This window comes from Bradyrhizobium sp. USDA 3397, from assembly GCF_054060965.1.
In genome coordinates this window covers 1,931,462-1,954,669 of the sequence record NZ_JBSSDS010000001.1, presented here as the reverse complement: position 1 = coordinate 1,954,669, position 23,208 = coordinate 1,931,462, and the positions used below count along the sequence as shown (strand labels likewise).

The window sequence follows — 23,208 nt, the reverse complement described above, 5'->3', positions numbered from 1 at the left end:
CGATGAAGGTTCCTAATGAATGCGGCCATCTCATCGACGTTTCGTTCGGCAGCGCACATAGGAACCGTCATTCTGCTGCATGGTTTTCTTCTTCCGAGGAGTAGCGCCATGAACGTATTGGATGAGCACACTCGGTCCCTCTGGATGGACGTATCTGTCGCCGAAGCTCCGGTGCTGTCGCGTACGGTCGGCGTGGACGTTGCCGTGGTCGGCTCCGGAATAGCCGGGCTTTCGGTCGCATATGAGCTTGCTTGCCATGGACGTTCGGTCGCAGTGATCGATCGCGGCCGCATCGGCAGCGGGATGACGGCGCGCACCACGGCGCATCTGGCGACCGCGCTCGATGATGGTTACGATGCGTTCGTGCGAGTCCGCGGCCCTGACTGTGCGCGGCGTTACTATCAGAGCGTCGCTACCGCGATCGATTGCGTCGAGGCCATCCAGGGCGCCGAGCACATCGATTGCGATTTTAAACGCGTCGATGGCTACTGGGTACAGGCACCCGAAACGTCCGCATCCGAACTGGATAGTGAATTGGGCTGCTGTCGCAAGCTGCAGATCCCCGTCGAAAATCGCATTGAGCCGACACCGTTCCATGACGGGAGGCAGACGCGTTCGCTGCGCTTTCCGCGCCAGGCGCGCCTGCATCCGACTAAATATCTCGCCGGTCTGGCGAGCGCACTGCAGCGCCGGGGCGCCCAGCTCTATGCCGACACCTGCGTCGAGAGCATCCAGCAACGCCAGGGTAGCATGGTCGTCACCACCGCCTCAGGCTACGAGGTTCACGCCGCCGACGTGGTGGTTGCGACCAACTCGCCCGTCAATGTTCAGGTGGCGATCCACGCCAAGCAGGCGCCTTACCGCACTTATGCGCTCGCCGCGAAGATTGCCGCGGGCGCCGTGGAGGATGCGCTCTATTGGGATACGCTCGATCCTTATCATTATGTCCGCCTCCAACCGTTGTCTGCCGACGAGGACATCGTGATCATCGGCGGCGAAGATCACAAGTCGGGTGAGGCAAATGATGGTGCACAACGCCTTGACGCTCTTGAGCGCTGGGCGCGCGAGCGATTGCCGGATTTGCGCGAGGTCACCTATCGGTGGTCGGGTCAGGTGCTGGAGCCGGTCGATTTCGCCGGCTTCATCGGTCGCAGCCCCGACGAGGAGCATGTATTCGTTGTCAGCGGCGATTCCGGGCAGGGGATCACGAACGGGCTCGTGGCGGGCATGCTGATCGCGGATCTCATCACCAGCGGCGCCAGTCCCTGGGAGGACGTCTACGCTCCGTCACGGAAGATTCAAAGGAACATCGGCGAGTTCATCAGCGAGAACATCACCCCTATCAAGAATTTCGCGGAGTATCTCACCGCAAGTGAAATCGCGAGCGCTGAACAACTGCGGCCCGGCGAGGGGCGCCTCTTCCGAAGTGGCCTGAAGAAGATCGCGGCGTGCCGGGACCGAAGCGGACATTTGCATTTGCATTCGGCGAGCTGCACCCATTTGGGCTGCGTCGTGCACTGGAACTCACTCGAACAGTGCTGGGACTGCCCGTGTCACGGATCGCAGTTTGCACCCGATGGCACCGCGCTCAACGGCCCGGCGGTTTCCCCGCTCGGCGGGGCTGAAAAGCCGGCCAATCTTGAAGCGGCAGAATGAGCGGCATCCCTCGGCGCGTCGTGGTCAGGCGTTGAAGGGGTTTGCGCTGACGGCTGGCACCTTTTGTGTGACGCGTTACGTGTGAATCATGATCGCACGGCGATCTGATGTGACTAGTCCTCGCAGGCTGTACCGGCTATATCCTGTCGCCTTGTCATCGAACTGTCATGTTACCGCAAATGCTAAAGTCAGATGCTGCGCCGGCTCGCAAGACTCCGGGCGCGCCGGAAGCCAATACTGCTGTTGGGAACACCAAGAGAACGCAGCTCCTCACCGGCTTCCCGGGGCAACGCGAGGAGGTCAGCGTGGAACCCGCGACGGTCGAGGAGCGCGCTCCCCTTGAGCAGACGCCATCGCAGGACGTGACGCCCGCGCCGAGCCCGACCCAGCCCGCATCTCCCGCCGCCGAAATCGAGCTCAAGCTGCTCGTCGGTGCCGATCGCATGGCGCATTTCGGCGCGGCGCCCGTGATCGCGGCGAACGCACGCAACAAGGGCACGCGCAAACGTCTCAAATCCGTCTACTACGACACGCCCGAGCGGGCGCTTCGTCGTGCCGGCCTGAGCTTGCGCGTCCGCCAGAGCGGCACGCGTTTCGTGCAGACCGTGAAGACCGAGGTTGCGGACGATCCGTTGCGTCGCGGCGAATGGGAAGCAAGCGTGCCGTCGCTTGCGCCCGATCTCGCCTTGGCGATGCCGTTCATTCCGGAGAAGCTTCGCGGCCAGCTCGACGCGCAGCCGCTTGAAGCGGTGTTCACGGCCGATGTGCATCGGCACACGCGCATCGTCGACCTGCCGTCCGGCACGGTCGAGGTCGCCTTCGACCAGGGTGAGCTGATGGCCGGCGACCGGTCGGTTCCTGTCAGCGAGATCGAGCTGGAGCTGAAGAGCGGCAGCGCCAGCGCGATCTACGAGATCGCGCTGCGCCTTGCGGAGCACGGAACGGTGAAGCCGTCCATCCGCAGCAAGTCCGCGCGCGGATTCGATCTTGCCGCGGACCTGCCGCCGTCGGCTCGCCGGCCGCGCAAGCTTCGTCTCGATCCCTCCGTGACGCTCGACGAAGCCTTCGCGACCATCCTGCGCGCCTGCTTCCTTCACCTGCTGCAATCGCTGCCGGCGGCCGAGGACGGCCGCAATCCGGAAGGCGTGCATCAGCTGCGCGTCTCGCTGCGCCGGCTGCGATCCGCGCTCGACTTGATGCGATCGGTCGGCGCGCTCAGCAACCTCGAGGCGCTGCGCTCGGAGGCCAAATGGCTGGCGCAAGGCCTGTCTGCCGCGCGCGACTGGGACGTGTTCCAGCTCGCCACCTTGCCGGCGATCGCAAAAGCTTGTCCGTCGGTCGCGGGTTTCGATGCGCTTGGGCGGGCCGCGGCTCAGCGTCAGGCGGAAGCTTATCGCAGCGCCCGCCACGCGCTCGATGATCGCCGCTGCGCGCTCTTCCTGATCAGTCTTGGCGGTTGGATCGAGACGCGTGGCTGGCGTAACGGCGTTGCGGCGCAAGATCTCGGCCGGCTCGCGGAGCCCGCCGTCAATTTCGCCGAGCGCGTCTTGTCGGAGCAGTATGCGAAGGCACTCAAGCGCGGTCGCCGCTTCAAGTCGCTGACGGTCGACGAGCTGCACCGCGTGCGGCTCGCCACCAAGCGGCTGCGCTATCTCAGCGAGTTCCTGCTGCCGCTGTACGAGGATCGCAAGTCCGCACGAAAATTCGCGCGCCGGGTCGCCGGCTTGCAGGAGGAGCTCGGCGTCTTCAACGACATGGCGGTGACGGCCTCGTTGCTCGACGGGCTCGGCACTGACGATCGTGACAGCGCCATTGCGGCGGCCGCGATCGCCGGCTGGCAGGCGCGGGCATCGATCGGCATGCAGCAGGGCTTGCAGGATAGCTGGCGGGATTTTGCCGCCGCACGCGTGCCCTGGTCGCGCCAAGGCGAGCAGAGCTGATCGCGCTTTCCCAAAAAGTTGCGCCCAGCCATTGGGGGATGGCTGGGCGCGCGCGAACCGGTCTGGGACGGGGAGGGGTGGGGATGTGACCGGGTCGCGTAACCTGTTGTCTCGTTCCTACTAATCTTTGGCGCTGGCGGTGGAGACCGCCGGCTTGGTATCGCCCAGCGAGACCCAGACGTTGGGATCGCTCTGCGACTGGCGCTTGACGAAGCGGTAGCCGGTCTCCGTCCAGGCGAGGACGTTCTCGTTCTGATTGTCGAGAATGAACTCGCCCTTGTCGGTCTTCACCGTCAGCACCGCGTGGCCTTCGCCCTTCTTGTCGCGCACCACGGTGATGAGCAGGGCCTGGCGCGGCCAGCCGGCATCCATCAGCATCTTGCGCTTCAACAGCACGTAGTCTTCACAGTCGCCGTAACCGTCTGACGGCAGCGACCACTTCTCGATCACGCCCCAGTGCTCCTGGTCGGTCAGAGGCTTGACGGTCTCGTTGACCCAGCGATTGACCTTGATGAGGTCGCGCCATGCGGCCTGCGACATCACGATGTCGCGCGGCTGCAGCGGTGCGCCCTGGCACTGGGCAGCATTGTCCGCGCAGAACTCGACCCAGCCTATCGGCGCACGCGTGGTGTCGCCGAGGCTCGCGTAGAGCAGACGGCCTTCGCCGGCCTGCGCTGCCGCGCTGATCCCGAAGAGCATGGCGGCCAGCGCCAGTCCCTTCCCCCGTCCCCTGAAGTCAAACATTGCGGCCCCCGTTTCTTGTTGGGACCACATTTCGCACGGAGCTTTTGAGTTGCCGCTAAGTCGACCAAGTCAAGTCGAGACGAATGCAAGTAAAAGGCGCGGCGAATTCGATCTATACTTGAATAGAATTCGCGTAAAATTGGATATGACTGCAATTGATTCAAATTTTATCTATTAACGCGGAAGCGCTGGGAGGAGCGTTGTTTGCGCTTATCTGCAGCCCCTCCGTTAACCGCTGGCCATTCGCCGCTGGACATGAAAAAGGCGGCGTCCGCATCGCGGAAGCCGCCTTCGAGCCTGGAAATATGGAGGTTTTCGCGTCCTTGCGCTTTACCGCGCGGTAACGCTCTCTTCGAGTGTCTCTGCCGGCTGCTCGTGCATGAACTCCAGCGCGAAGCCGTCCTCGAGGTTTCGGACCACGCGGCCCTGGACCCGGCCGAGCAGAACCGTCGATTTCAGCGGCGGCCGGTTCTCGGCAGCGATCGCCGCGCCCGACAGCGAGAGGTCGATGATGCGGCAGGTCATCTTGGTGCCGTCCTCGAGCGTCAGCACCGCGATCGGGTTGCGCGGCACGATACGGTCGTGGCGGCGGTCCTCCGGCAGATTGAGGATGTCGCGGTTGGCGAGCCAGGTCAGCTGCGCGGCGAGCTTGTCGCGCTTGCGCGGCGTCGCACCGATGGTCATGGCGAAGCCGTTGTCGATGATCCGGGTGATCTTGCCCTCGACGCGGCCGATATGGTCGAGATAGGCGACCACGCGGTCGCCGACATTGCCGATGCCGGGGGCGAGCAAGGCGAGGCCGCCCGGCGACATGTTGATCACCTGGCAGGGGAATTCCCGGCGGTCCGGCAACATGTAGCGGCCGAGCAGGTGCACCTTCACCCGCTGGAAGCGCCTGCGCTCCTCGGCGGCCGGAAGAAATTTTTTGTTCGCCAACGCCATTTCCAACACCCGACCCCCCGCCCGGGCGGAGTCCTTGCGACCCTAAGGTGCACAGGGTTAATGCCGCGTTAGGATCGGGCGCGCCGGTTGCGGACAGACACGATGCGCTCGAAAAGCCACACCAGGGGCGGGCACGCAAGCACCGTCAGTGCGCCGAGGTCGAGCGCGACCGCCGCGCTCCCGGCCGATTTGGCGAGCCGCCCGGCCAGGGCGGGACCGAGCATCATTGCGGCATAGAATAGCGTGTAGAACACGCCCATTCCGATCGCCCTGGTCTCCGGGACAAGCACGCGGGCGGCGAGGCTCATGATTGGGCCGGCGGGATGGCCCCCGATGAGGCCGATCAGGACCAGAATTGTGATCACCCAGTCCGATCGCGGCAGCCAGGCCAGCAGCACGGCCACAAGTAGGCTGGCCGCGATCGCCAGCATAAAAGGTCGCTTGAAGCGATCGGCGAGAAAGCCGCCTGCCGGAACAGAAATGACCGACAACCACATCACGATGCTGATCGCCGAGCCTGCCGCGGCGATGCTCCAACCGCGCTCGGCCAAGAACGTCGGGCCGAACGAGAAGATCATGGCGAAGCCGACATTATAGAGGCCCCAGATCACGCCGGCGACGACCACCGCGAGCAGGGCGAGCGGATCGAGCCGGCTCGAGCCGGCGGCGCTGACGGCAGCTCCGGATGGCGGCTGGTAGAACGCGACCAGCAGAATGCCGATCGCGGTCAATGCGCCCACGGACAGGAAGACGGCGCCTGCGCCATGGGCGGTGCCGATTGCTGGAAGGACCAGCAGCGAAATCGCAACGCCGGCCGGCCAGGAATTGACGAAGATCGCCATCGCGGTGGCGATCTCCTTGCCTGCGAACCAGTCCGCGGCCATCTTGGTGAGCTGCACCGTCAGCAGCACTCCGCCGGCGCCGGAGGCGAGCCGGCCCGCCATCTGCCAGCCCCAGACGTCGGCGGTGGCCATGACGAGGCTGCCTGCCGTCATCAGCAGCAGCGCGGCGATGGTCGTCGGCTTGTCGCCGAGCGCGCGGCCGATTGCGCCGCCGGGCAGCGCCAGCACGACTCCCGGCGTGAAATACAGCCCGATCAGGATGCCGATATCGGCAAGGCCGACGCCAAAGGTCTGTTGCAGCAGCGGCGCGACCGCCGCAACACTCTGAAACTGGAACGCGATGGTGAGGCGCACGACGAACAGGATCGCAAGAATGCCCCAGCGATTGCGCAATGCCTCATCTCCCACAAGTCTCGAGCGTGCGGTGGGGAGACGCCGGAGTCAATCGGCAGTGTCGTAGCGCTGCGCCCTCACGCCCGCTTCGCCGCGCGCTGATACAGCAGGCACAGCAGCGCCAGCAGCACCGCGGCCGAGAGCCCGAGCGACCAGTGGATGCCGATCGCCGCACCGGCTACCCCGATCGTGATGCCGCTGAAGGCCCGCATGCCGAGCCCGGCCATGTTGTAGAGGCCGACGACGCGGCCGCGGATGTCGTGCGGCGCGTTGAGCTGCACCAGCGCCTGCGCCATGGTGTTGAACGAGAGCTCGAAGAAGCCCGCGAAGAACAATAGCGCGATCGCGACCGGATAGACCGGCACGAGCGCGAAGCCGAGCAGCGCCACGCTCCACAGCATCGCCAGCGTGATCGCGGTGCGCGGGGTGCCCTTCAGCCGTCCCCAGGATTCCAGCGCGATGCCGGCCAGCAATGCGCCGGCCGCGTCCGCGGCGAGCAGCACGCTATAGGAGACGCCGGGATCGCCATGGCCGAGATCGCCGGCATAGCCCGGCATCTGGGCGTGATAGGCGTTGCCGATCATGAAGGAGGTGAGGCCGGCGAGCCACGTCATCGCCAACAGCACCGGCTGGGTGCCGATCGCGCGGATGGTGAGCACGATGTCGGCAAGGCCTCGCACCGCGAAGCGATGCGCCGCCACGCTCTTGTCCCTGATCGGGGCCCAGAACAGCCAGAGCAGCATCGGCAGATAAAACAGCGTGTTGAAGATGATGCCGTGCGAGGGACCGAGCGTCAGCATGATGATGCCGCCGACCGCAGGTCCGACCAGGATGCCGAGATAGCGCGCCATCGCGTTCAGCCGCACCGCGCTCGGCAGATCGGCCGGGCCGACCAGGTCATAGAGCAAGAGCTGGTTCGGGGTCTGCCAGAGCACGCCGGCGCAGCCATGGATCACCAGAAGCAGCATCGCGTGCCACATCTGGATCTTATCGGTAAGGAAGAAGTAGCCCCAACCGGCGGAGGCGACGATGAACAGCAGCATGCCGCACTGGATGATGCGGCGCGGATCGAACCGGTCGGCGAGGCCGCCGACCGCGACGGAGAACAGCAGGAACGGCAGCCAGTGCGACAGCACGGCAAACCCGCCCAGCGTCGGCGAATGAAATTTCTGGAACACCACCCAATAGCTGATCACATGCTCGATATTGTCCGCCATCATCGCCAGCACGTAAGAGACGAACTGGAGACGGTAGGGCACGGACCTCATCGCCGCGAACGATCCGGACGCGGCCACGGGATTTTGGGGAAGGGGATTCACGGGATGACCTGAGGTGAGACTCGTGGCGAGTTACACGCTCGGCGGCCGGCGCTCAAGACAATTGGGTGTGGTGGAACAGCAGCCATGCATGCTTGCCACGAGGCCCCGTGATCTCAGGTGCAAGCCTTGCGAGCTCCGGCCCGCTCTCGTCGAGCCGGGGCAGCGACGCAATCCAGGCTGCACCTGCGGAGGGGTCTGGATTGCTTCGTCGCAAGAGCTCCTCGCAATGACGGCGCCCGTACCGCATCGGCCCCGTCATTGCGATCATCACGCAGCATCGGCGACCCCATCGCGCAGCTTCGCCTCGGTCAATCGCCGCAAGCCGGGCCGTTCCGGCAGGTTGTGCGGCGTCCTGACATTCCAGACCAACCAGATCGCTTCGAGTGATCGGATCAGCCACCAGCCGGGATCGACCTGTCCCGGCAAAAGTCCAAGCTTCGCCGAGCCCGGATAGGCGTGATGGTTGTTGTGCCAGTTCTCGCCCATGCTGATCAGCGCGGCGAGGCGGACATTGTAGCCTTGGGCCGCGACGCCATCGACGGTCCAGATCTGATCGCCGCTTGTGTGGGAGAAGTGGCCGACCAGCCAGTGGCCGGTGACGCAGACGCTGACGCGCACGCAAATGCCCCAGACCAGCCAGTCCAGCCCGCCGATTGCAAAGAAGAGGAGGGCCCATGGCAATTGCTGCAACATCCATGTGCGTTCGATGAAGGCATAGAACCGGTCACCGGCAAGCCGCGGTTCGAGCCGAAAATCCGGCGGATGGCGCAGCACCAGCCGGCAATGCAATTGCCACCAGGCATCGCGCCAGAAGCCGGCGCCGTGGCGGGAATACTCATGGCACGCGCCCTGCCGCTGCGCCCAGTCGCGGAAATCGTGCAGGCGGATCATGCCGAACGGCCCGGCCATGCCGACGAGCGTGCCGAGATAGACGAAGAGATGTTCGAGCCAGAGCGGACAATCGAAACTCGCATGGATCAGCTTGCGATGCATGCCGACGGAGTGCCCCGCGCAGAGCGTGACGGCGCTGGTCGCGAGGAACAGCGCCAATGCCGACCAGGAGCAACAGATTGGTCCGAGCGCGATGCCGGCCGCCGTCATGCCCGCCAGCCACAGCGACTTCTGCGGCGCCCATTGCACATATCCGTCCAACGGATCGGTGTCAGAGGCGACAAAAATTCGTTCCGAACCCGGTCGCAAATCCATCGATTGATCCCGGCTGACAGCGGCGCGAGGAGCCGCGCAGGTCCGAAGCAGGCATCGCTTTGGCACACGCAGCCTGCTCACACAACTGCGGCGTGTCAACGCGCCGCGTTGGTATTTCCAATGTCGCAGGGCTGTCATAGGTTGATCGCAGGCCCGCACGATCAAAACACAACAAGCGGGCAGCGAGGAAACAGCCATGCAACTGATCCGCGTCTGCACCCACGCAGGGCCCGGCTCGGAGCCCGTCATCCGCACGGTGCCGTGGCCGAAGGTCGGCCGCAAGGCCGCACTGATCAAGGTCGGCGCCTGCGGGGTCTGCGGCACCGATCTGCATATTTTGAAAGGTCATTGGCCGAAGCCGCTGCCCTGGCCGTTCACGCTGGGACACGAACTCGGCGGCGTCATCGTCGAATGCGGCGACGAGTTCACCGAAGATTTCATGAGCAAGCCGCTCAGCGTCGGTTCGAAAGTAATGATCCCGCCGCTAATGCCCTGCGGCCGCTGCTATTACTGCATCCATTATCCGCAAACCGCGAACAAGTGCCTGACGCCGGTCTATTACGGCCGCTATCTCGGCTTCGACAAGGCGCCGCATCTGTGGGGCGGCTGGGCCGAATATGTCTATGTCGATCTCGACATGCTGCCGGGCACCAAGATCTACAAGCTGCCGGACGACATGTCGTTGCGTCTGGGTGCGCTGTCGGAACCCCTGACCTCCTGCATCCGTGCCTTCAATCGCGCGACGCGCGCCGGCGGATTCAGCTGGGGCGACACCGTGGTGATCCAGGGCTCCGGTCCGATCGGTATCTTGGCAGTCGCGGCCGCCAGGGAGATGGGCGCGGGGCGCGTGATCTGCGTCGGCGCGCCGGAGGAGCCGCGGCTCAAGCTGGCGCGCGAGTTCGGCGCGGAGGCGACTGTGAACATCGACGAGCTGAAGTCACCGCAGGATCGCATCGATCGCGTGCGAAAGATCGTCGGCGGCTTCGGCGCTGATCTCGTGATGGACTGCTCGGGGCATCCGACCGCCGGCCTCGAGGGCATCGAGATGCTGCGCGACGGCGGCACCTATGTCGAGATGGGCCAGTTCACCGACGCCGGCTCGATCGACACCTCCTGGCACCGCATCTGCACCAAGGACCTCAACGTGCTGGGATCCTGGGGCTTCACCGGCAATGATCTCCCGCTCGGCGTCGACATGCTCTACCGCACGCGTGACAAATACCCGTGGCTGAAAATGCAGACGATCTACCCGTTCACGGAAGGGGGCGTCGCGCAGGCGGTGAAGGACGCGATGGCGATGAAGACGGTGAAGTCGACCATCGTGCCGTGGCCGGAGCTGGTGGAATAAGGACGTAGCCGAGATGAGCGACGAAATGACAAACGAAGAGACGGCCGACCCAAACCGGAGCTCCCCCTTCCACGCCATCCGCGCGATCGACTACACCGTCGTCTTCGTGCGCGACATGGCGGCGATGCGCCGCTTCTATGAAGACGTCCTCGCCTTCCCCCTCTCGCGCGAGCTGTCGCCGAACTGGATCGAGTACAGCCTCGGCAGCAACACGCTGGCGCTGGCAAGGCCGAGCCGCACCGCCGGTGATGCACCGACGCCGCCGGGCAGCGCCTCGCTGCAACTGGCCTTCAAGGTCTCCGTCGCCGAGGTCGACGCGTGTGCCGATGAACTCGTGCGGCAAGGCGTGGCGCTGCTGTCGCCGCCGACGAACCAGCCGTTCGGCCATCGCACGCTGTTCTTCCGCGATCCCGACGGCAATCTGCTGGAGGTGTACGCCGAGATCTGAGAAATTCTATTTGACGTATCCCGACAACATGGCGTGCGCCCAGTCCGGACGGTTGTTGGCGAGCGCGCGCGCCGAGGCGGCCTCCCAGTCGTATTCGAGGGCCAGCAGCTCGACCTGCCAGCCCTTTTTGCCCTTGGTGAGGATCGCGTAGCGGGCGTGAGGCGAGCGGTGTTCCAGTTTCGCGGCAAAGGGAATGTCGGCGAAGACCGGGCATCCGACGCTGCCGGGATTGAGGACCAGACATTCGCGCGGCCCGTGAACGACGGCCGGGCGGTGGCTATGGCCACACAGCACCACGCGCGCCGCCGGCTCGCTCGCAAGGCGTGCTTCCAGCACGTCGCGGCGTGCCGGCACAAAGCGGCCGTCGTCGAGTGCCTCCTCCAGCAGGCACGCCGTATCGTTCTCGGGCGTGCCATGGCAAGCCAGGATGCCGTCGTCCAGCCGCAGCTGGGAGGGCAGGTTGTGAAGTGCACGACGCTGCTCCGCAGTCAGTGCGTTTCGCGCAAACAGGCCTGCCGGCGAGAGCTTGTCGTCCGGAAACTCCTCGATCCAGCGATCATGATTTCCGCGCACGGTCGGCAACGACAGCGATTGAAGGAATTCGAACGTTTCCCTCGGCCACAACGGGCTGGTGACGCAGTCGCCGAGGTTGACTATCCGATCGACGCCCCGCGTCTTGATATCCGCCAGCACCGCCTCCAGGGCGGCAAGATTGCCGTGGATGTCGGAAATGACCGCCAATCGCATCTTTATTCCCCATATCGTCAGACGTGAGCGTGGCTCGGCTATAGGCCGATCCCGCTGCATCAAGGTTAATCGAGCTGACCGCAAAAATCCGCCGCAAGCTTCGGGCGCGGCTCGCCGTCAAGCCATGCATCACGGCTATGGTGATTTCCCGGCGCTTGGCGTAAAGAGCGCCCAGATCAAATCAGCGTGCGGTCGGGCCGTTTGCCGCGCACGCAGCTCGGGGCGCCGGTTCAACCGTTCGCGCGCCTGAATCAAACAAGGTTTCCCATCTCGTGTCTCCTCCGGCCCTGACCCCGCCGCTCGCCCGCGCTTTGGCCGAGCGGAACTATGATTCACTGACGCCCGTCCAGCTCGCGGTGCTCGCCCATGAAGCCACCGGCCGCGACCTCCTGGTCTCGGCCCAGACCGGTTCCGGCAAGACCGTCGCTTACGGCTTGGCCATCGCGAACAACATCCTCGATGACGCCGAGCAGTTCGCACCAGCCGCCGCGCCGCTCGCCTTGATCGTGGCGCCGACCCGCGAGCTCGCGCTCCAGGTCCAGCGCGAACTGGCCTGGCTCTATGGGCATGCCGGTGGGCGTGTCGTCTCTTGCGTTGGCGGCATGGATCCGCGGCGCGAGCAGCGCGAGCTGGCCGCTGGTGCACATATCGTTGTCGGTACGCCCGGGCGTCTGTGCGATCATCTGCGGCGCGGCCGCCTCGACATCTCCGAACTCGCCGCGGTCGTGCTCGACGAGGCCGACGAGATGCTCAATCTCGGTTTTCGCGAGGACATGGAATTCATCCTCGAGACCACACCGCAGACGCGCCGCACCTTGCTGTTCTCGGCGACGTTTCCGCGCGGCATCGTCGCGCTGGCGCGGCAATATCAGCGCGACGCCTTCCGGATCGAGGTCGCCGGCGACGAGGGCGGCCACGCCGATATCGAATACCGCGCGATCCGCATCGCGCCCGCCGACGTCGAGCATGCCGTCGTCAACGTGCTGCGCTTCTACGAAGCGCCGAGCGCGCTGGTGTTCTGCAGCACGCGCGATGCCGTCAGGCATTTGCAAGCCGCGCTCCTGGAGCGCGGCTTTTCGGTGGTCGCGCTGTCGGGTGAATTGACTCAGAACGAACGCACCCTGGCGCTGCAGTCGCTGCGCGACGGCCGCGCCCGCGTCTGCGTTGCGACCGACGTTGCCGCCCGCGGCATCGACCTGCCGAGCCTCGACCTCGTCATCCATGCCGATTTGCCCAACGACGCCGAAGTCATGCAGCATCGCTCGGGCCGCACCGGGCGCGCGGGCCGGAAGGGGACGAGCGTCCTGTTGGTGCCGCCCGCGCGGCGACGGCGCGCCGAGCTGTTGCTCGATCTCTCTGGGATCGACGCGGTGTGGGGAACGGCGCCGCAGGCGGATGACATCCGCAAGCTCGATCACGCACGCATGAAGGACGTGCTGTTCACGGAGGAGACCACTCCCGACGATCTGGCTCTGGCGCAAGCGCTCTTGGCGGAGCGCTCGGCCGAGGACATCGCCGCCGCGCTGGCGCGGCTATATCGCGCGCGGCTGCCGTCGCCCGAGGACATCATCGACCCCGGCGAACGGAGCGGCAAGCCGGAGCGCGGGCGTGATAGATCCGGAGAGGGCGATGACCGCGCCAAGCCGCGATCGAAGGCTGGGAAATCGTCGAAGCACGCCATGGCGGAGGGCAGCGTCTGGTTCCGCGCCGCCATCGGGCGGCGCAAGAACGCGGAAGCACGCTGGCTGCTGCCGATGATCTGTCGCCGCGGCGGCATCGACAAGCGCGACATCGGCGCCATCAAGATCATGGACACCACCACCGAGTTCGAGATCTCGAATCGGGTCGCCGAATCCTTTGCGGCGAAGATCAAGCGTCCCGACAAGGAAGACAGCATCCGGATCGAGCCGATGACGGATGCGCCGCACCGGCAAGAAGCTCCTCAGGAGCGCTCCCGCGCGCCGCAGCGCGAGGCCGGCGCTCATCATGAACGGCGCGAGGATCGCCCGCGCGAGGCAGCCGGATTCAAGCCGCGCAGCAAGCCTCAGGGCGAGCGCGCGCCGAAATTCGGCGATGCGCCTTCCTTCGGAAAGAAGAAGCACAAGAACAAGAACAGGCCCGGCCATGCAGAGCCTTCGGTCACGCCGTGGCCTGCGAAGGGCGCGCCCGGAAAAAATGCGAAGAAGAAGCGTCGGGGCTGATCTGCCGCTTTCCGGCCCCGGCCAGACTAACGCCGCCGAAGGCTCGCGCGGTGCGCTATGGCGCAACAAAGCGGCAAGAGCGGCGCCTGCGGCGAGTCGTCGCTTGAATCGAATTTAATCAAGTCGAGAGTCTGAAAGCGAACTGAAGGTCCGATCCTGGTTTGTCATAGTTGGCATCGGCAGGGGGCGAGAGCAGCTCATCAGCAGCATCCCTCCATTTTGAGAGTAGGGGCACTGGTTTCCCGGTGCGGCCCGCACCCGGGAGCTTCTGAGAGTCTTCAATCCAACATCTGGTTTCGCGTGAAAGGATGGAATGACGATGCATGATGCCAATGTGAAAGCCGAGACGAATGCCACTCCCGCGGGTGGGAATGGTGGTGCAAGGCTCAAGTTCGACGTGCCGTTTTTCAATATCCAGGAGATCTTCGGCGATCTTGCCGAGCAGGGCGCCGCGCGGGCCAAGGCAAATCTCGAGCAGATGAAGGCGGCTTCCGAGGAGATCACCGACGCTTTCCGCGAAGCCTGTGCGACCAATGCCACGCGTGCCGCCGACTACGGCACCAAGGTCATCGAAATATCGAAAATCAATACCAGCTCCACCCTGGAATTCCTGTCCCAGCTCGCCGATGCGAGGTCGTTTGCGGATGTCGTGAACCTCTCCACCACCCACACCCGCAGGACCTTTGAAATGGCTTCCGGGCATAACCGGGAGCTTTGGGACCTTGCCCAGAAGGTTGCGACCGAGACGGCCGAGCCGATCAAGAAGAGCTTCAACCGGGTTCTGCACAGGGCAGCTTGAATCGAGGCTATCGGCCGCGTGAATCGGCGGACGAGCGTCTTCGCCAGAAGAGACGCCGTCCGGCTGATAACGGCGACGCCTTTCCGTGAAGGGATGCCGAGCTGGAGGAAATCAGATGGGTATGGTGATGATCAAGTGCCCGGAAACGGGCCGAGCCATTTCGACCGGCATCGAGATGGACCGCGAACGATTTCGGTGCAGTGCAGTGTTCTTCTCTCGCACGTATTGCGAGATGTGTGCGGCAACGCACGAGTGGTTTGCCAAGGAGGCCTGGGTCTACGAAACGGGAAGTCCGGGGGCAGGCAGTCGTTCCGCGCGGGGGCGGCGTGAAGCAGCCTGACGGCGTCCTGCGAAGCAATCCGATCAATTTTGCCCGGGGACGGGCATTACGTCGCGGCAAGTTCGCGCAGCATGTAGGTCGCGTCGTCGCCATAGGATGCGAGCTTTGCGTGCAACTCGGCGTCGGCCGTCACAGCCCGAAAGCCCATGCGTTCCCATAGCGGCGGCGTGCCGTGGACCGAGACCAGCGCGAGCGTTGCGATGCGTGATGCACGCGCCAGCTTCTCGATATCGGCGACATAAGCGCGCATAACGCCGCCGCGGAAATCCGGCAGTACGGCGACATCGTGGATGTAGAGACAGTCCGCGCCATCAGGCAATTCCTGCAGAAAGCCGTCGAGCGGCGGAATCCGGTACCGCATCCAGGGATGCGCCAGTCCGTAGCCGACGATGCCTTGGTCCGTATCGAGTACGCCGCAGCCCTCCGGGCAAAGCCTGATCTTCTCCGCCAGCACCTCTTCGCGTTCGGGCAACGCCGGATGGATGCGTGCCGCAATCGTGCTGATCGCAGGAAGGTCGGAGGCGCGCGCGAGACGCCAATGCGGCTTGCTCATGTCGATCCGTCGTTCGTGGTGTCCCAGTCTATTCCGCCGCGGCGATGCGCGCAGCGGGAAAGATCCTGGCGGTCGTTATCGCGGATATTCCAGCTGCATCGCCACGAAGTCGGCCGTGCGTGCTCCGTAGCGCGTCTCGATCGCGCGCAGCGTTTCGTCCAGCGCCCGCGCCGGCGGCGAGGCGCCGGAATCCGGCATGGCCTGCTCCGCCGGCCAACTCCCGGCAATGCGGTCCGGCAGGATGCGAAGACCGCTGCGGCTGGTCCGCGCCTCTGCCGTGGCGGCGAAGGTGAGGGCGCGCGAGCGGTAGGTGCGCGACCACGCATCGGCGATCAGGGCGAGCGAGACCTCGTCGACATCAGGCGTCAACGCGATGCCGAGTTGCTCGCGCTTCCAGAATGCGAGCGTGTTTGCGATCGCCGTCAGCGCGAAGGGGCGTGTGAAGCTGAACGCGTCGCTGCGGTGGCGAGCATCCCATCGCGCAAGGCCGATGTCGCCGGCGACCGCCTCGGCCTTGGCGCGGCCGGCGATCGCCTCGATCAAGGTGAGGGCCATCGGCATGGATGCGGTGATGCCGGTGGTCGTCGCGACGCCCTGGTCGACGACCAGCCTGCGGTCCGCCGCGTAGCGGATCGTCGCATGCTTCTTCAGGTCGCCCACGGAATACCAGTGCGTCGTGGTCCGCTTGCCGTCGAGCAGCCCGGTGTTGGCAACAACCGTGGCACCGACGCAGACGCCGATCACGATCGCGCCCTTGCCGGCTTGGCTCCTGATCCAGTGCAAGACCGTTGCGTCGTCGTCGCGGCTCATCGCCGGCACGATGACATAGTCGGCGCCATCGGGGTACGCGGCATCGAACTCGGCGATGGTCGCATGCGGCTGCACCTTGAGGGCGGGATAGAGCGTGACGGGCCCTTTCTGCGTCGACAAGGTGAGGACGTCGGCGACGTCGGCGCGGGCGAGAATGCCGTAGGGCATCAGGTAATCGGTGGTCTCGCTCATGTCGTTGATGCCGACGATGGCGATTAAGGGGCGCTTGCGTTTCGGCGGTTTCAGCGCCGCCAGGGTCGATTCGGTTTCGTCTCTGGAAATCGCAGGCGCGGTTCCCGAGGCTGGCGCGGCTGGCAGCAGGAGCAGCCAGGTCGCGCCGATCCCTACCAGCAATGTCATGCCGCCGAGGGCAGTCCACGCTAGATTGCGCCAGCTCATCATGATGTCACCCGCTCGTCTCACGCGGCGCGGAAGCTATCCGGTCGCATCGACGTCAGGAATGACGCAAATCCGGCAAAAACGGTCACGCTGCGCGACGATCCATCGCAGGATCGCCGCACGTCTGCAGGGGCTCTATCGCAGCCCCTCATACACCATCAGCCCGCGCGCGATCTGCAATTTGCGGATGGCGCGCGGCAGGAGTTTCTCCGGCTGGTGCAGGTAGCGCCAGGAAGTGAGGGTGAAGGCGGACAACGTGCCACATTCGTCGTCGAACGGCGCGAGCACGCCGGTGACGCTGACCGGCGTATGCGGGCGGGCGTTGAAGGGCAGCAGCAGGAGCTCGAGATGCGCCTTGCTGCCGTCCTCGCGCGCGGCGGTGACGCCGGCGATCGCGCCCAGCGTCTCGTCGGCGACGATCGTCGTGATCTCCTCGATCTCGCTGCGGCTGGCCTCTGTGAACAGCGCCGCAAAGCTGCGGTCCTTGAGGTCGGTTCCCGCGAGCGCGCAGACGCGCGTGCCGGCGACGCGGAACGGGAAGCCGAGGTTCGGCTCGCAGGACAGCACGAAGATGTCGCCGAGCAGGCCGCGGACCGCGGCCGGGTCGATGTCGCCCCGGTCAGGAGCCCGTGCAGTGCCGCGCTGCTTGTCCCAATACGCGAAGAACGCGCGGCTCGACTGATGTTTCATGACTGAACGCTCGCCCCGGGGTGCAACCTCGAAGGGACAGACTTGTCCCGCTTCAGTGCACCCGCGATCCCTTCTGTTGTTGTGCAGGAGGGGATTTGCAGCGTCCATGCCGCCGGCGCGTTTTCAGGCTTCTTGGGCCGGCCTTTGCGTCGTTAACGTTAAATTAACTATGCGCTTCGTGCCGGCCGCGCGCCTGCTATGGTGACCGCGGTCGCAAGCCTCGCCGCTTTCTCCAGGTTCTCGGCGGGGCCTGTACAGGGCGTCAAACAGTTTGGTCACGGGCCGCGGGGAGGGGTGGGGATACGCCTTATCTCTCCGGCCATCGGAAGACCGACACGGACAGGCAGGGCTTTCCCAGGGCCCTGCCTTTTCCTTTTGTCGGCTAGTTCGTGAGCCCCGGACGCAGCGCAGCACTCCTTCAGTGATGCGCTGCAGAGCCGGCCCATGTTGCACTCGACAGAGAAATCTGGGTCCCGGCTCTGCGGCGCGTCACTTCGTGCCGCGCCTTGTCCGGGACACGAAACCGGTTCGCATCGGGGGGCCTGGTGTCCCGGACGCGCTGCAGCGCCTTAGCGCTGCTGCGCAGAGCCGGGACCCAGTTACTCAGCCAAAGAGCTCAGTTCATCCGTCAGATCCCGCCAGTCCGGATTGATGTCCTCGATCAGCTTCAGCTTCCAGGCGCGCCGCCATCGCTTCAGCGAGTGCTCGCGTGCCCGTGCTTCGAGGATCGATCCGTAGCTTTCGAAATAGACGAGCAGGGTGACCCCGTACTGTTTCGTGAACCCAGGCACGAGCTTTGCCTTATGGGCGACCATCCGGCGGGCGAGATCGTTGGTGACGCCAACATACAGCGTGCCGTTTCGCTTGCTCGCAAGGATGTAAACAAAGAAGGCGGGTTGCATTGGGGAAGCTCGGGAGTTGAACTACCTAAAATTGCATGGCTTGAGCTTGCCGCCAACTGGGTCCCGGCTCTGCGGCGCGTCACTGCGTGCCGCGCCTTGTCCGGGACACGAAACCAGGCTCGACCCGGCGAGTGCTCCGTGTCCCGGACGCGCTGCAGCGCCTTAACGCTGCTGCGCAGAGCCGGGACCCAATCTGCCTGCCAGCGAACGATACAGCCTGCATGATTTCCTTTTGTGCACTTGCGCAGGGACGGCAAAGGCGCCTATCTCCAAGCCTGTCGCCCCGATGTCGCCCGAAAGCGAAGCTGCCTTGGATTCCCCGCAAGATTCGTCGCCGCAAGGTCCTCAGCCGGGCCCGCCGGCCGTCGTGGAGGCTCCGCGCGAGCCGATCCTGACGCTGCCTCCGGCGCTGACCGCCTATATCCTGCTGCTGGCGGCGATCCATCTGCGCGTGCTGCTACCGCCCGAGCTCGACAACTGGACCATCGACGTCTTCGGCTTCATCCCGAAGCGCTACGATTCCTCGCTGCTCAATCTGCAGATCCCGGGCGGGGCGGGGGCGAAGGTCTGGACCTTCGTCACCTATTCGCTGCTGCACGCCAATCTCACCCATCTCGGCTTCAACGTGCTGTGGCTCTTGCCGTTCGGCAGCGCGTTGGCGCGGCGTTTCGGCACCGTCAGGTTCTTCGTCTTCCTGGCCGTGACGGCGGCGGCCGGCGCGCTCGCCCATCTCATCACCCATGAGCATGCGGTGGCGCCGATGATCGGCGCCTCGGCCTCGGTGTCGGGCGCGATGGCCGCCGCAATGCGCTTTGCCTTCGTCCGCGGCAGCTTCCTGTCGTTCAGCCGATCGGATGCCGATACCGCCGCGAAAGTTCCGGCGCTGCCGCTGTCGCGCGCGCTGCGCGACGGGCGGGTGGTCGGCTTCCTCGCCGTGTGGTTCGGCGTCAACATCATCTTCGGCGTGGGCGCGATCGGCATCGATGCGGAAACCACGAGCGTGGCCTGGCAGGCGCATATCGGCGGCTTCTTCGCCGGCCTGTTGTTGTTCGCGCTGTTCGATCCCGTGCCGCGCGTGCGAAGCGATGCTGCGGATGCGTCATCACGGGACGTTTCAGACCGAATCTGAAGCGGCGCTTGCGACGCGGCCCGAATTCATCCATCATTCCCGCGAAGAATGTTCCGAAGCGACACGTTCTTAGCGACGATGCTTCGCAAAGTGCACGAGCGTGAAACCGGCGCTGTAACTGTTAGTTGAAGACTCGCGAACAAGTCCGAACCGCCAAAGGCGGACGGCTCGGATTCAGGGAGGCGACGATGACGGTACGTTCCATTCTGAACACCAAGGGCCACCAGATCATGAGCGTCGAGCCCGACGCCAAGCTGGCGGACGCGATCAAGCTGCTGGCTGAAAAGAAGATCGGCGCGGTGCTGGTTATGAGCCAGAGCCGGCTCGAGGGCATCCTGTCGGAGCGCGACATTGTGCGCGTGCTCGGCGAGCGCGGCGCCGGCGTGCTGGAGGCGCCAGTCTCGGAGGTGATGACCCGAAAGGTCGTGACCTGCAAGGAGACCGACACCGTCGCCGAGCTCATGGAGATGATGACGACCGGCAAGTTCCGTCATCTGCCCGTGATCGACAACGGCAAGGTGGTCGGCCTGATCTCGATCGGCGACATCGTCAAGCGCCGCGTCCAGGAATACGAGAGCGAGCAGGAAGCCCTGCGCGACTACATCAAGACTGCCTGATCAGGCCAAGTCTCCCGCTTTCGGCTCGTCCGCTTTCGGCGCGATGCCCGCGGGCGCCGGCGCCAACACGTGGATCGCCTCCTGGATGGACTCCAGCGCACGCTCCGCAGCGCGCGTGCCATGTGCGATCAGGTCTTCGGAGCGGTGGAAGTCGAACCAGCCGAACTGGCCGACCCGCGGCGTAATCAGCATGTCGGGCGGATCGCCGGCGAGACGGGCGCGGGTGATGCGGTCCTGCATGATGTTGAAGGCGTCCACCATCACCGAGGAGATGCCGGGCCGGCCGTTACCGCCGAAGAACTCGCGCTTCATCGTCTTCTCGGGCGAGAACAGGCGCGGGAAGCGCCGCTTCGCCGTCGGCTCCTCGGCCACCGGTACGACCGGGGCGGGCACCGCGCCGTGCGAATAGATCGTGGTGGAATGGGTGAAGATGTCGCTGGAAAGATTTGCGGCGATGACGATTTCGGCGCCGAGCGCGCGGGCGGCCGAGACCGGCACTGGGTTCACCAGCGCGCCGTCGACCAGCCAGCGGTCGCCGATCAGCACGGGCGCGAAGATGCCGGGCAGGGCGTAGGACGCGCGCATGGCATCGACCACGCGGCCGCGCGTCAGCCAGATCTCGTGGCCGGTGCGAACCTCGGTCGCGACGCTCGCGAACTTGATGGGCAGATCCTCGATCAGGATCTGCCCGATCGCCTCCTCGAGCCGGGTCGCGAGCTTCTCGCCACCGAGCAGGCCGGAGCCGTTGAGACGGATATCGAGATAGCCGAGAATGTTGCGCATCCCTTGCAGGCTGCGCCCCCATTCCTCGAACGTATCGAGCCGGCCGGCCGCGTGGAGGCCGCCGACCACGGCGCCGATCGACGTGCCGACCACGACATCGGGCACGATTCCATTGGCAATCAGGGTCCTCAGGATTCCGATATGGGCAAAGCCGCGCGCCGCGCCGCCGCCGAGGGCAAGGCCGATCACCGGCCGGCGGATGCTGCCCAGGCCAACTTTTTCGCCGACTTTTTCGCCCACTTTCTCGCCGTTCGAGCCGTTCGCGCCCCGGCCTTTCAATCTGTCCAGCACCGAAACTCTCCTACGCCGGGCCAGCCCGCATCGTCAGACTAGGCATCGCATTTGCGCTCCGCCATATCAGGCGCGAAGCATGGTTTATGCCGCTTTGGAAAGGGCACGGGGCAGGAATATGGCGAGGGCCAGTTGCCAAGGGGCTAATCACGCAGCCGTCAAGCCGGTTCCACCGAAGGTCTAGGGCCGTCTTTCCTGGGGTTTCAGAGGCTTGAATTTGCCGCGTTTTCGGTGAAAAGCAGGGAGTATGACACGCGGGGGTGACGGCATCAGCGGATGGCGGCGCAGCGGCAGGCTGCTGCCGGCGCTGATCCTTGCCGTATGCCTCTTTACTTCCGGCCGAAATGCCGCCCAGGCGCAGCTTTTCTCGGATCGTCCGCCGCCGGTCCCGCCGGCCTCGGTGCCCGACCCAGGCAACGCTGTCAGCCTGGCGCCGCCCTCCGGGCTGGGCGCGGGACCCTCAAGCCTGCCGCCGACCCTGATGCAGCCGGCGACCCCCAGCATGCCACCGCCCGCGGTCTCGACCGTGCCGCCCGCCGCCCCGCTGAATGCGGCCGTGCCCGGACAGGGCGTGCTGTCGCTGACGGCGAAGTACGGCAAAGACTCGGCCCCGATCACCAGCGGCCTGGTCTGGCGCGTATTTGCCGACCGGCCCGACGAGAACGGCACCTTCAAGCTGATCCGCGAGGACCGCAGCGGGACGCCGAACATCGTGCTGCCGCCCGGCAATTATGTCGTCCACGTCGCCTTCGGCCTCGTCAGCGCGGTGCGCACCGTCAGCCTGAAGTCGGAGACCAATCGCGAATCCTTCGTGCTGCCGGCCGGCGGCCTGCGCATCGAGGGCCGCGTTGGTACCAGCCGAATTCCGCAGAACCAGATCTCCTTCGCGATCTACAAGGGCAGCCAGTTCGAATCGGGCGAGCGCGCGTCCCTGGTGCCGAACGTCGCCGCCGGCGACGTCGTGCTGATCCCGGAGGGCACCTATTACATCGTCTCCAACTACGGCGATGCCAATTCGGTGGTGCGCTCGGACATCCGGGTCCAGGCCGGCAAGCTCACCGACGTCACCATCACCCACCGCGCCGCCGTCATCACGCTCAAGCTGGTCAGCGACAGGGGCGGCGAGGCGCTCGCCAACACCGCCTGGTCGGTGCTGACCCCGGGCGGCGACGTCATCAAGGAATCGATCGGCGCGTTCCCGCGCGTCGTGCTGTCCGAAGGCGAGTACCGCGCCATCGCCAAGAACGAGGGCAAGGTCTACGAGCGCGGATTCAACGTCGTCAACGGCGTCGACGGCGAAGTCGAGGTCATCGCGCGCTAAGGCCAGCCGGCGGCGAGAGGCTCCGGCACGACGATTCTCATCGCGCGCACGGCTGTGCATCTTCTGTTACCGTCACCTTCAGCGCGTTTCTGCCAGGTAACCTCGGGCCCCTCTCTGTGTTCTGTTGTGAACACTGGTAGCGTCATCATTGCGTGGAGGGGGCCAAGAAGCACCGGCGGCATCGGCTTATTCCGGCAGCAGCGCGTCTTGCTTACGACCGTGGACGGTACGTATTTCCGATCATCAATTTTATTCTCTTTCCATCCTGCTGCGCTATATGTCTGGCGTCCGTCCAACGGGGGAAGCCGGAGCAGGCTCATGCCTTGCAGGACCGGCATGGAGCAGGGGACCAGGCTTGTCGGCATGTTCGAAGTGATCCTCACCAGGCGCAAGCGGTTCGGCTGGCGGTGGCAGGTGTGCGACCAGTCCGGCAAGATATTTGCCGACGGCTTCGAGCGCACGCGCCCGTCCGCCAAATATCAGGGCGAACGCGCGTTGTTCTTCCTGCTGTCCCAGGCCTATTTGCGCAACCGCTCGGCGGCCTCCAGCGAGGATTAGCGGGGTAGGCCACCATCCCTTGCGTTGCCCGACGGGCAAAACACGCGAGCGCTAGGTCAACGCACTCGGCCCAAAATATTCCGCTTTACCGAAATTCGGAAATCGCGTATGTGTCGCGCAACCCGGCCCAAGGAAGAGGGGCGTATCGCGATCGTCACGAACGCGGGTCGGGGGGCGGTGGACGCTGATGGCGTTGGCGCGAAAGGGTTTGCAGGGCGGAGAGCCGTGAG

At 65.1% G+C, this 23,208-nt stretch carries 21 protein-coding genes; 10 read left to right on the top strand and 11 right to left on the bottom strand.

The window, feature by feature from the left end; all coding sequences use genetic code 11:
* Nucleotides 1-108: 108 nt before the first annotated feature.
* Both ACVWYQ_RS09255 and ACVWYQ_RS09250 read left to right on the top strand, forming a co-directional pair.
* The gene (locus ACVWYQ_RS09255; RefSeq protein WP_404540141.1) at nt 109-1,656 is read left to right on the top strand and encodes an FAD-dependent oxidoreductase; all 1,548 of its coding nucleotides are present in this window, start codon (nt 109-111) and stop codon (nt 1,654-1,656) included.
* 179 nt (nt 1,657-1,835) lie between these two features.
* Nucleotides 1,836-3,596, top strand: a complete 1,761-nt coding sequence (locus tag ACVWYQ_RS09250) for a CYTH and CHAD domain-containing protein (RefSeq protein ID WP_404540144.1) — start codon at nt 1,836-1,838, stop codon at nt 3,594-3,596.
* 120 nt (nt 3,597-3,716) lie between these two features.
* Here the strand turns inward: ACVWYQ_RS09250 and ACVWYQ_RS09245 are convergent, their stop codons facing one another.
* From ACVWYQ_RS09245 to ACVWYQ_RS09225, 5 genes are all read right to left on the bottom strand, one after another.
* Nucleotides 3,717-4,340, bottom strand: coding sequence for a transglutaminase-like cysteine peptidase (locus ACVWYQ_RS09245; protein ID WP_271544701.1), 624 nt, complete (start codon nt 4,338-4,340; stop codon nt 3,717-3,719).
* 330 nt (nt 4,341-4,670) lie between these two features.
* Entirely contained in the window at nt 4,671-5,282 is a 612-nt protein-coding gene (locus tag ACVWYQ_RS09240; protein WP_026312634.1) for a PilZ domain-containing protein, read from the bottom strand.
* A 68-nt stretch (nt 5,283-5,350) separates the two neighbouring features.
* Nucleotides 5,351-6,517 carry an MFS transporter gene (locus ACVWYQ_RS09235; RefSeq protein ID WP_404540148.1) on the bottom strand — a complete coding sequence of 389 codons (1,167 nt, stop codon included), beginning with the start codon at nt 6,515-6,517 and terminating at the stop codon, nt 5,351-5,353.
* A 77-nt stretch (nt 6,518-6,594) separates the two neighbouring features.
* Nucleotides 6,595-7,836 carry an MFS transporter gene (locus tag ACVWYQ_RS09230; protein WP_404540151.1) on the bottom strand — a complete coding sequence of 414 codons (1,242 nt, stop codon included), beginning with the start codon at nt 7,834-7,836 and terminating at the stop codon, nt 6,595-6,597.
* 267 nt (nt 7,837-8,103) lie between these two features.
* Complete coding sequence (locus tag ACVWYQ_RS09225) at nt 8,104-9,042, bottom strand: acyl-CoA desaturase (RefSeq protein WP_456725584.1); 939 nt, start codon at nt 9,040-9,042, stop codon at nt 8,104-8,106.
* Nucleotides 9,043-9,238: 196 nt separating this feature from the next.
* Here ACVWYQ_RS09225 and ACVWYQ_RS09220 point away from each other — a divergent pair, with 196 nt between their 5' ends.
* Nucleotides 9,239-10,390: a zinc-binding dehydrogenase gene (locus tag ACVWYQ_RS09220; protein WP_456725583.1), complete on the top strand. Its 1,152-nt coding sequence runs from the start codon at nt 9,239-9,241 to the stop codon at nt 10,388-10,390.
* 25 nt (nt 10,391-10,415) lie between these two features.
* Nucleotides 10,416-10,838, top strand: coding sequence for a VOC family protein (locus tag ACVWYQ_RS09215; RefSeq protein WP_404540159.1), 423 nt, complete (start codon nt 10,416-10,418; stop codon nt 10,836-10,838).
* A 6-nt stretch (nt 10,839-10,844) separates the two neighbouring features.
* On the opposite strand, the gene ACVWYQ_RS09210 is transcribed toward ACVWYQ_RS09215, so the two are convergent.
* The gene (locus tag ACVWYQ_RS09210; protein ID WP_271545097.1) at nt 10,845-11,585 is read right to left on the bottom strand and encodes a metallophosphoesterase family protein; all 741 of its coding nucleotides are present in this window, start codon (nt 11,583-11,585) and stop codon (nt 10,845-10,847) included.
* 272 nt (nt 11,586-11,857) lie between these two features.
* Here ACVWYQ_RS09210 and ACVWYQ_RS09205 point away from each other — a divergent pair, with 272 nt between their 5' ends.
* Together ACVWYQ_RS09205 and ACVWYQ_RS09200 are read left to right on the top strand one after the other, a co-directional pair.
* A complete protein-coding gene (locus ACVWYQ_RS09205) occupies nt 11,858-13,786 on the top strand; it encodes a DEAD/DEAH box helicase (RefSeq protein WP_404540162.1) in 1,929 nt (642 codons plus the stop codon).
* Nucleotides 13,787-14,120: 334 nt separating this feature from the next.
* Nucleotides 14,121-14,585: a phasin gene (locus tag ACVWYQ_RS09200; RefSeq protein WP_456725582.1), complete on the top strand. Its 465-nt coding sequence runs from the start codon at nt 14,121-14,123 to the stop codon at nt 14,583-14,585.
* A gap of 386 nt (nt 14,586-14,971) precedes the next feature.
* Here the strand turns inward: ACVWYQ_RS09200 and ACVWYQ_RS09195 are convergent, their stop codons facing one another.
* The 4 genes from ACVWYQ_RS09195 to ACVWYQ_RS09180 all read right to left on the bottom strand — a co-directional run bounded on the left by ACVWYQ_RS09195 (nt 14,972) and on the right by ACVWYQ_RS09180 (nt 18,279).
* Nucleotides 14,972-15,478: a GNAT family N-acetyltransferase gene (locus ACVWYQ_RS09195; protein WP_271544683.1), complete on the bottom strand. Its 507-nt coding sequence runs from the start codon at nt 15,476-15,478 to the stop codon at nt 14,972-14,974.
* A 75-nt stretch (nt 15,479-15,553) separates the two neighbouring features.
* Nucleotides 15,554-16,687: a DJ-1/PfpI family protein gene (locus ACVWYQ_RS09190; RefSeq protein ID WP_456727132.1), complete on the bottom strand. Its 1,134-nt coding sequence runs from the start codon at nt 16,685-16,687 to the stop codon at nt 15,554-15,556.
* Between the two features lie 135 nt (nt 16,688-16,822).
* A complete protein-coding gene (locus tag ACVWYQ_RS09185) occupies nt 16,823-17,377 on the bottom strand; it encodes a PAS domain-containing protein (RefSeq protein WP_404540165.1) in 555 nt (184 codons plus the stop codon).
* Nucleotides 17,378-17,976: 599 nt separating this feature from the next.
* Nucleotides 17,977-18,279 carry a GIY-YIG nuclease family protein gene (locus tag ACVWYQ_RS09180; protein WP_271544679.1) on the bottom strand — a complete coding sequence of 101 codons (303 nt, stop codon included), beginning with the start codon at nt 18,277-18,279 and terminating at the stop codon, nt 17,977-17,979.
* Nucleotides 18,280-18,589: 310 nt separating this feature from the next.
* Between ACVWYQ_RS09180 and ACVWYQ_RS09175 the strand changes: the two genes are divergently transcribed.
* Nucleotides 18,590-19,408: a rhomboid family intramembrane serine protease gene (locus tag ACVWYQ_RS09175; RefSeq protein ID WP_157280629.1), complete on the top strand. Its 819-nt coding sequence runs from the start codon at nt 18,590-18,592 to the stop codon at nt 19,406-19,408.
* A gap of 188 nt (nt 19,409-19,596) precedes the next feature.
* Nucleotides 19,597-20,025, top strand: coding sequence for a CBS domain-containing protein (locus ACVWYQ_RS09170; RefSeq protein ID WP_225124846.1), 429 nt, complete (start codon nt 19,597-19,599; stop codon nt 20,023-20,025).
* On the opposite strand, the gene ACVWYQ_RS09165 is transcribed toward ACVWYQ_RS09170, so the two are convergent.
* Nucleotides 20,026-21,099 carry a patatin-like phospholipase family protein gene (locus tag ACVWYQ_RS09165; RefSeq protein WP_036015237.1) on the bottom strand — a complete coding sequence of 358 codons (1,074 nt, stop codon included), beginning with the start codon at nt 21,097-21,099 and terminating at the stop codon, nt 20,026-20,028.
* A gap of 247 nt (nt 21,100-21,346) precedes the next feature.
* Between ACVWYQ_RS09165 and ACVWYQ_RS09160 the strand changes: the two genes are divergently transcribed.
* A complete protein-coding gene (locus tag ACVWYQ_RS09160) occupies nt 21,347-22,420 on the top strand; it encodes a hypothetical protein (protein WP_271544676.1) in 1,074 nt (357 codons plus the stop codon).
* Between the two features lie 318 nt (nt 22,421-22,738).
* Complete coding sequence (locus ACVWYQ_RS09155; RefSeq protein WP_244941448.1) at nt 22,739-22,978, top strand: hypothetical protein; 240 nt, start codon at nt 22,739-22,741, stop codon at nt 22,976-22,978.
* Nucleotides 22,979-23,208 lie beyond the last annotated feature (230 nt).

Excerpts from the sequence above, each read along its gene's own strand:
- ACVWYQ_RS09255 (WP_404540141.1), top strand. The coding sequence starts at position 109 with ATGAACGTATTGGATGAGCACACTCGGTCCCTCTGGATGGACGTATCT.
- ACVWYQ_RS09250 (WP_404540144.1), top strand. The coding sequence starts at position 1,836 with ATGCTAAAGTCAGATGCTGCGCCGGCTCGCAAGACTCCGGGCGCGCCG.
- ACVWYQ_RS09245 (WP_271544701.1), bottom strand. The coding sequence starts at position 4,340 with ATGTTTGACTTCAGGGGACGGGGGAAGGGACTGGCGCTGGCCGCCATG.
- ACVWYQ_RS09240 (WP_026312634.1), bottom strand. The coding sequence starts at position 5,282 with ATGGCGTTGGCGAACAAAAAATTTCTTCCGGCCGCCGAGGAGCGCAGG.
- ACVWYQ_RS09225 (WP_456725584.1), bottom strand. The coding sequence starts at position 9,042 with ATGGATTTGCGACCGGGTTCGGAACGAATTTTTGTCGCCTCTGACACC.
- ACVWYQ_RS09220 (WP_456725583.1), top strand. The coding sequence starts at position 9,239 with ATGCAACTGATCCGCGTCTGCACCCACGCAGGGCCCGGCTCGGAGCCC.
- ACVWYQ_RS09215 (WP_404540159.1), top strand. The coding sequence starts at position 10,416 with ATGACAAACGAAGAGACGGCCGACCCAAACCGGAGCTCCCCCTTCCAC.
- ACVWYQ_RS09210 (WP_271545097.1), bottom strand. The coding sequence starts at position 11,585 with ATGCGATTGGCGGTCATTTCCGACATCCACGGCAATCTTGCCGCCCTG.
- ACVWYQ_RS09195 (WP_271544683.1), bottom strand. The coding sequence starts at position 15,478 with ATGAGCAAGCCGCATTGGCGTCTCGCGCGCGCCTCCGACCTTCCTGCG.
- ACVWYQ_RS09190 (WP_456727132.1), bottom strand. The coding sequence starts at position 16,687 with ATGAGCTGGCGCAATCTAGCGTGGACTGCCCTCGGCGGCATGACATTG.
- ACVWYQ_RS09185 (WP_404540165.1), bottom strand. The coding sequence starts at position 17,377 with ATGAAACATCAGTCGAGCCGCGCGTTCTTCGCGTATTGGGACAAGCAG.
- ACVWYQ_RS09180 (WP_271544679.1), bottom strand. The coding sequence starts at position 18,279 with ATGCAACCCGCCTTCTTTGTTTACATCCTTGCGAGCAAGCGAAACGGC.
- ACVWYQ_RS09170 (WP_225124846.1), top strand. The coding sequence starts at position 19,597 with ATGACGGTACGTTCCATTCTGAACACCAAGGGCCACCAGATCATGAGC.
- ACVWYQ_RS09160 (WP_271544676.1), top strand. The coding sequence starts at position 21,347 with ATGACACGCGGGGGTGACGGCATCAGCGGATGGCGGCGCAGCGGCAGG.
- ACVWYQ_RS09155 (WP_244941448.1), top strand. The coding sequence starts at position 22,739 with ATGCCTTGCAGGACCGGCATGGAGCAGGGGACCAGGCTTGTCGGCATG.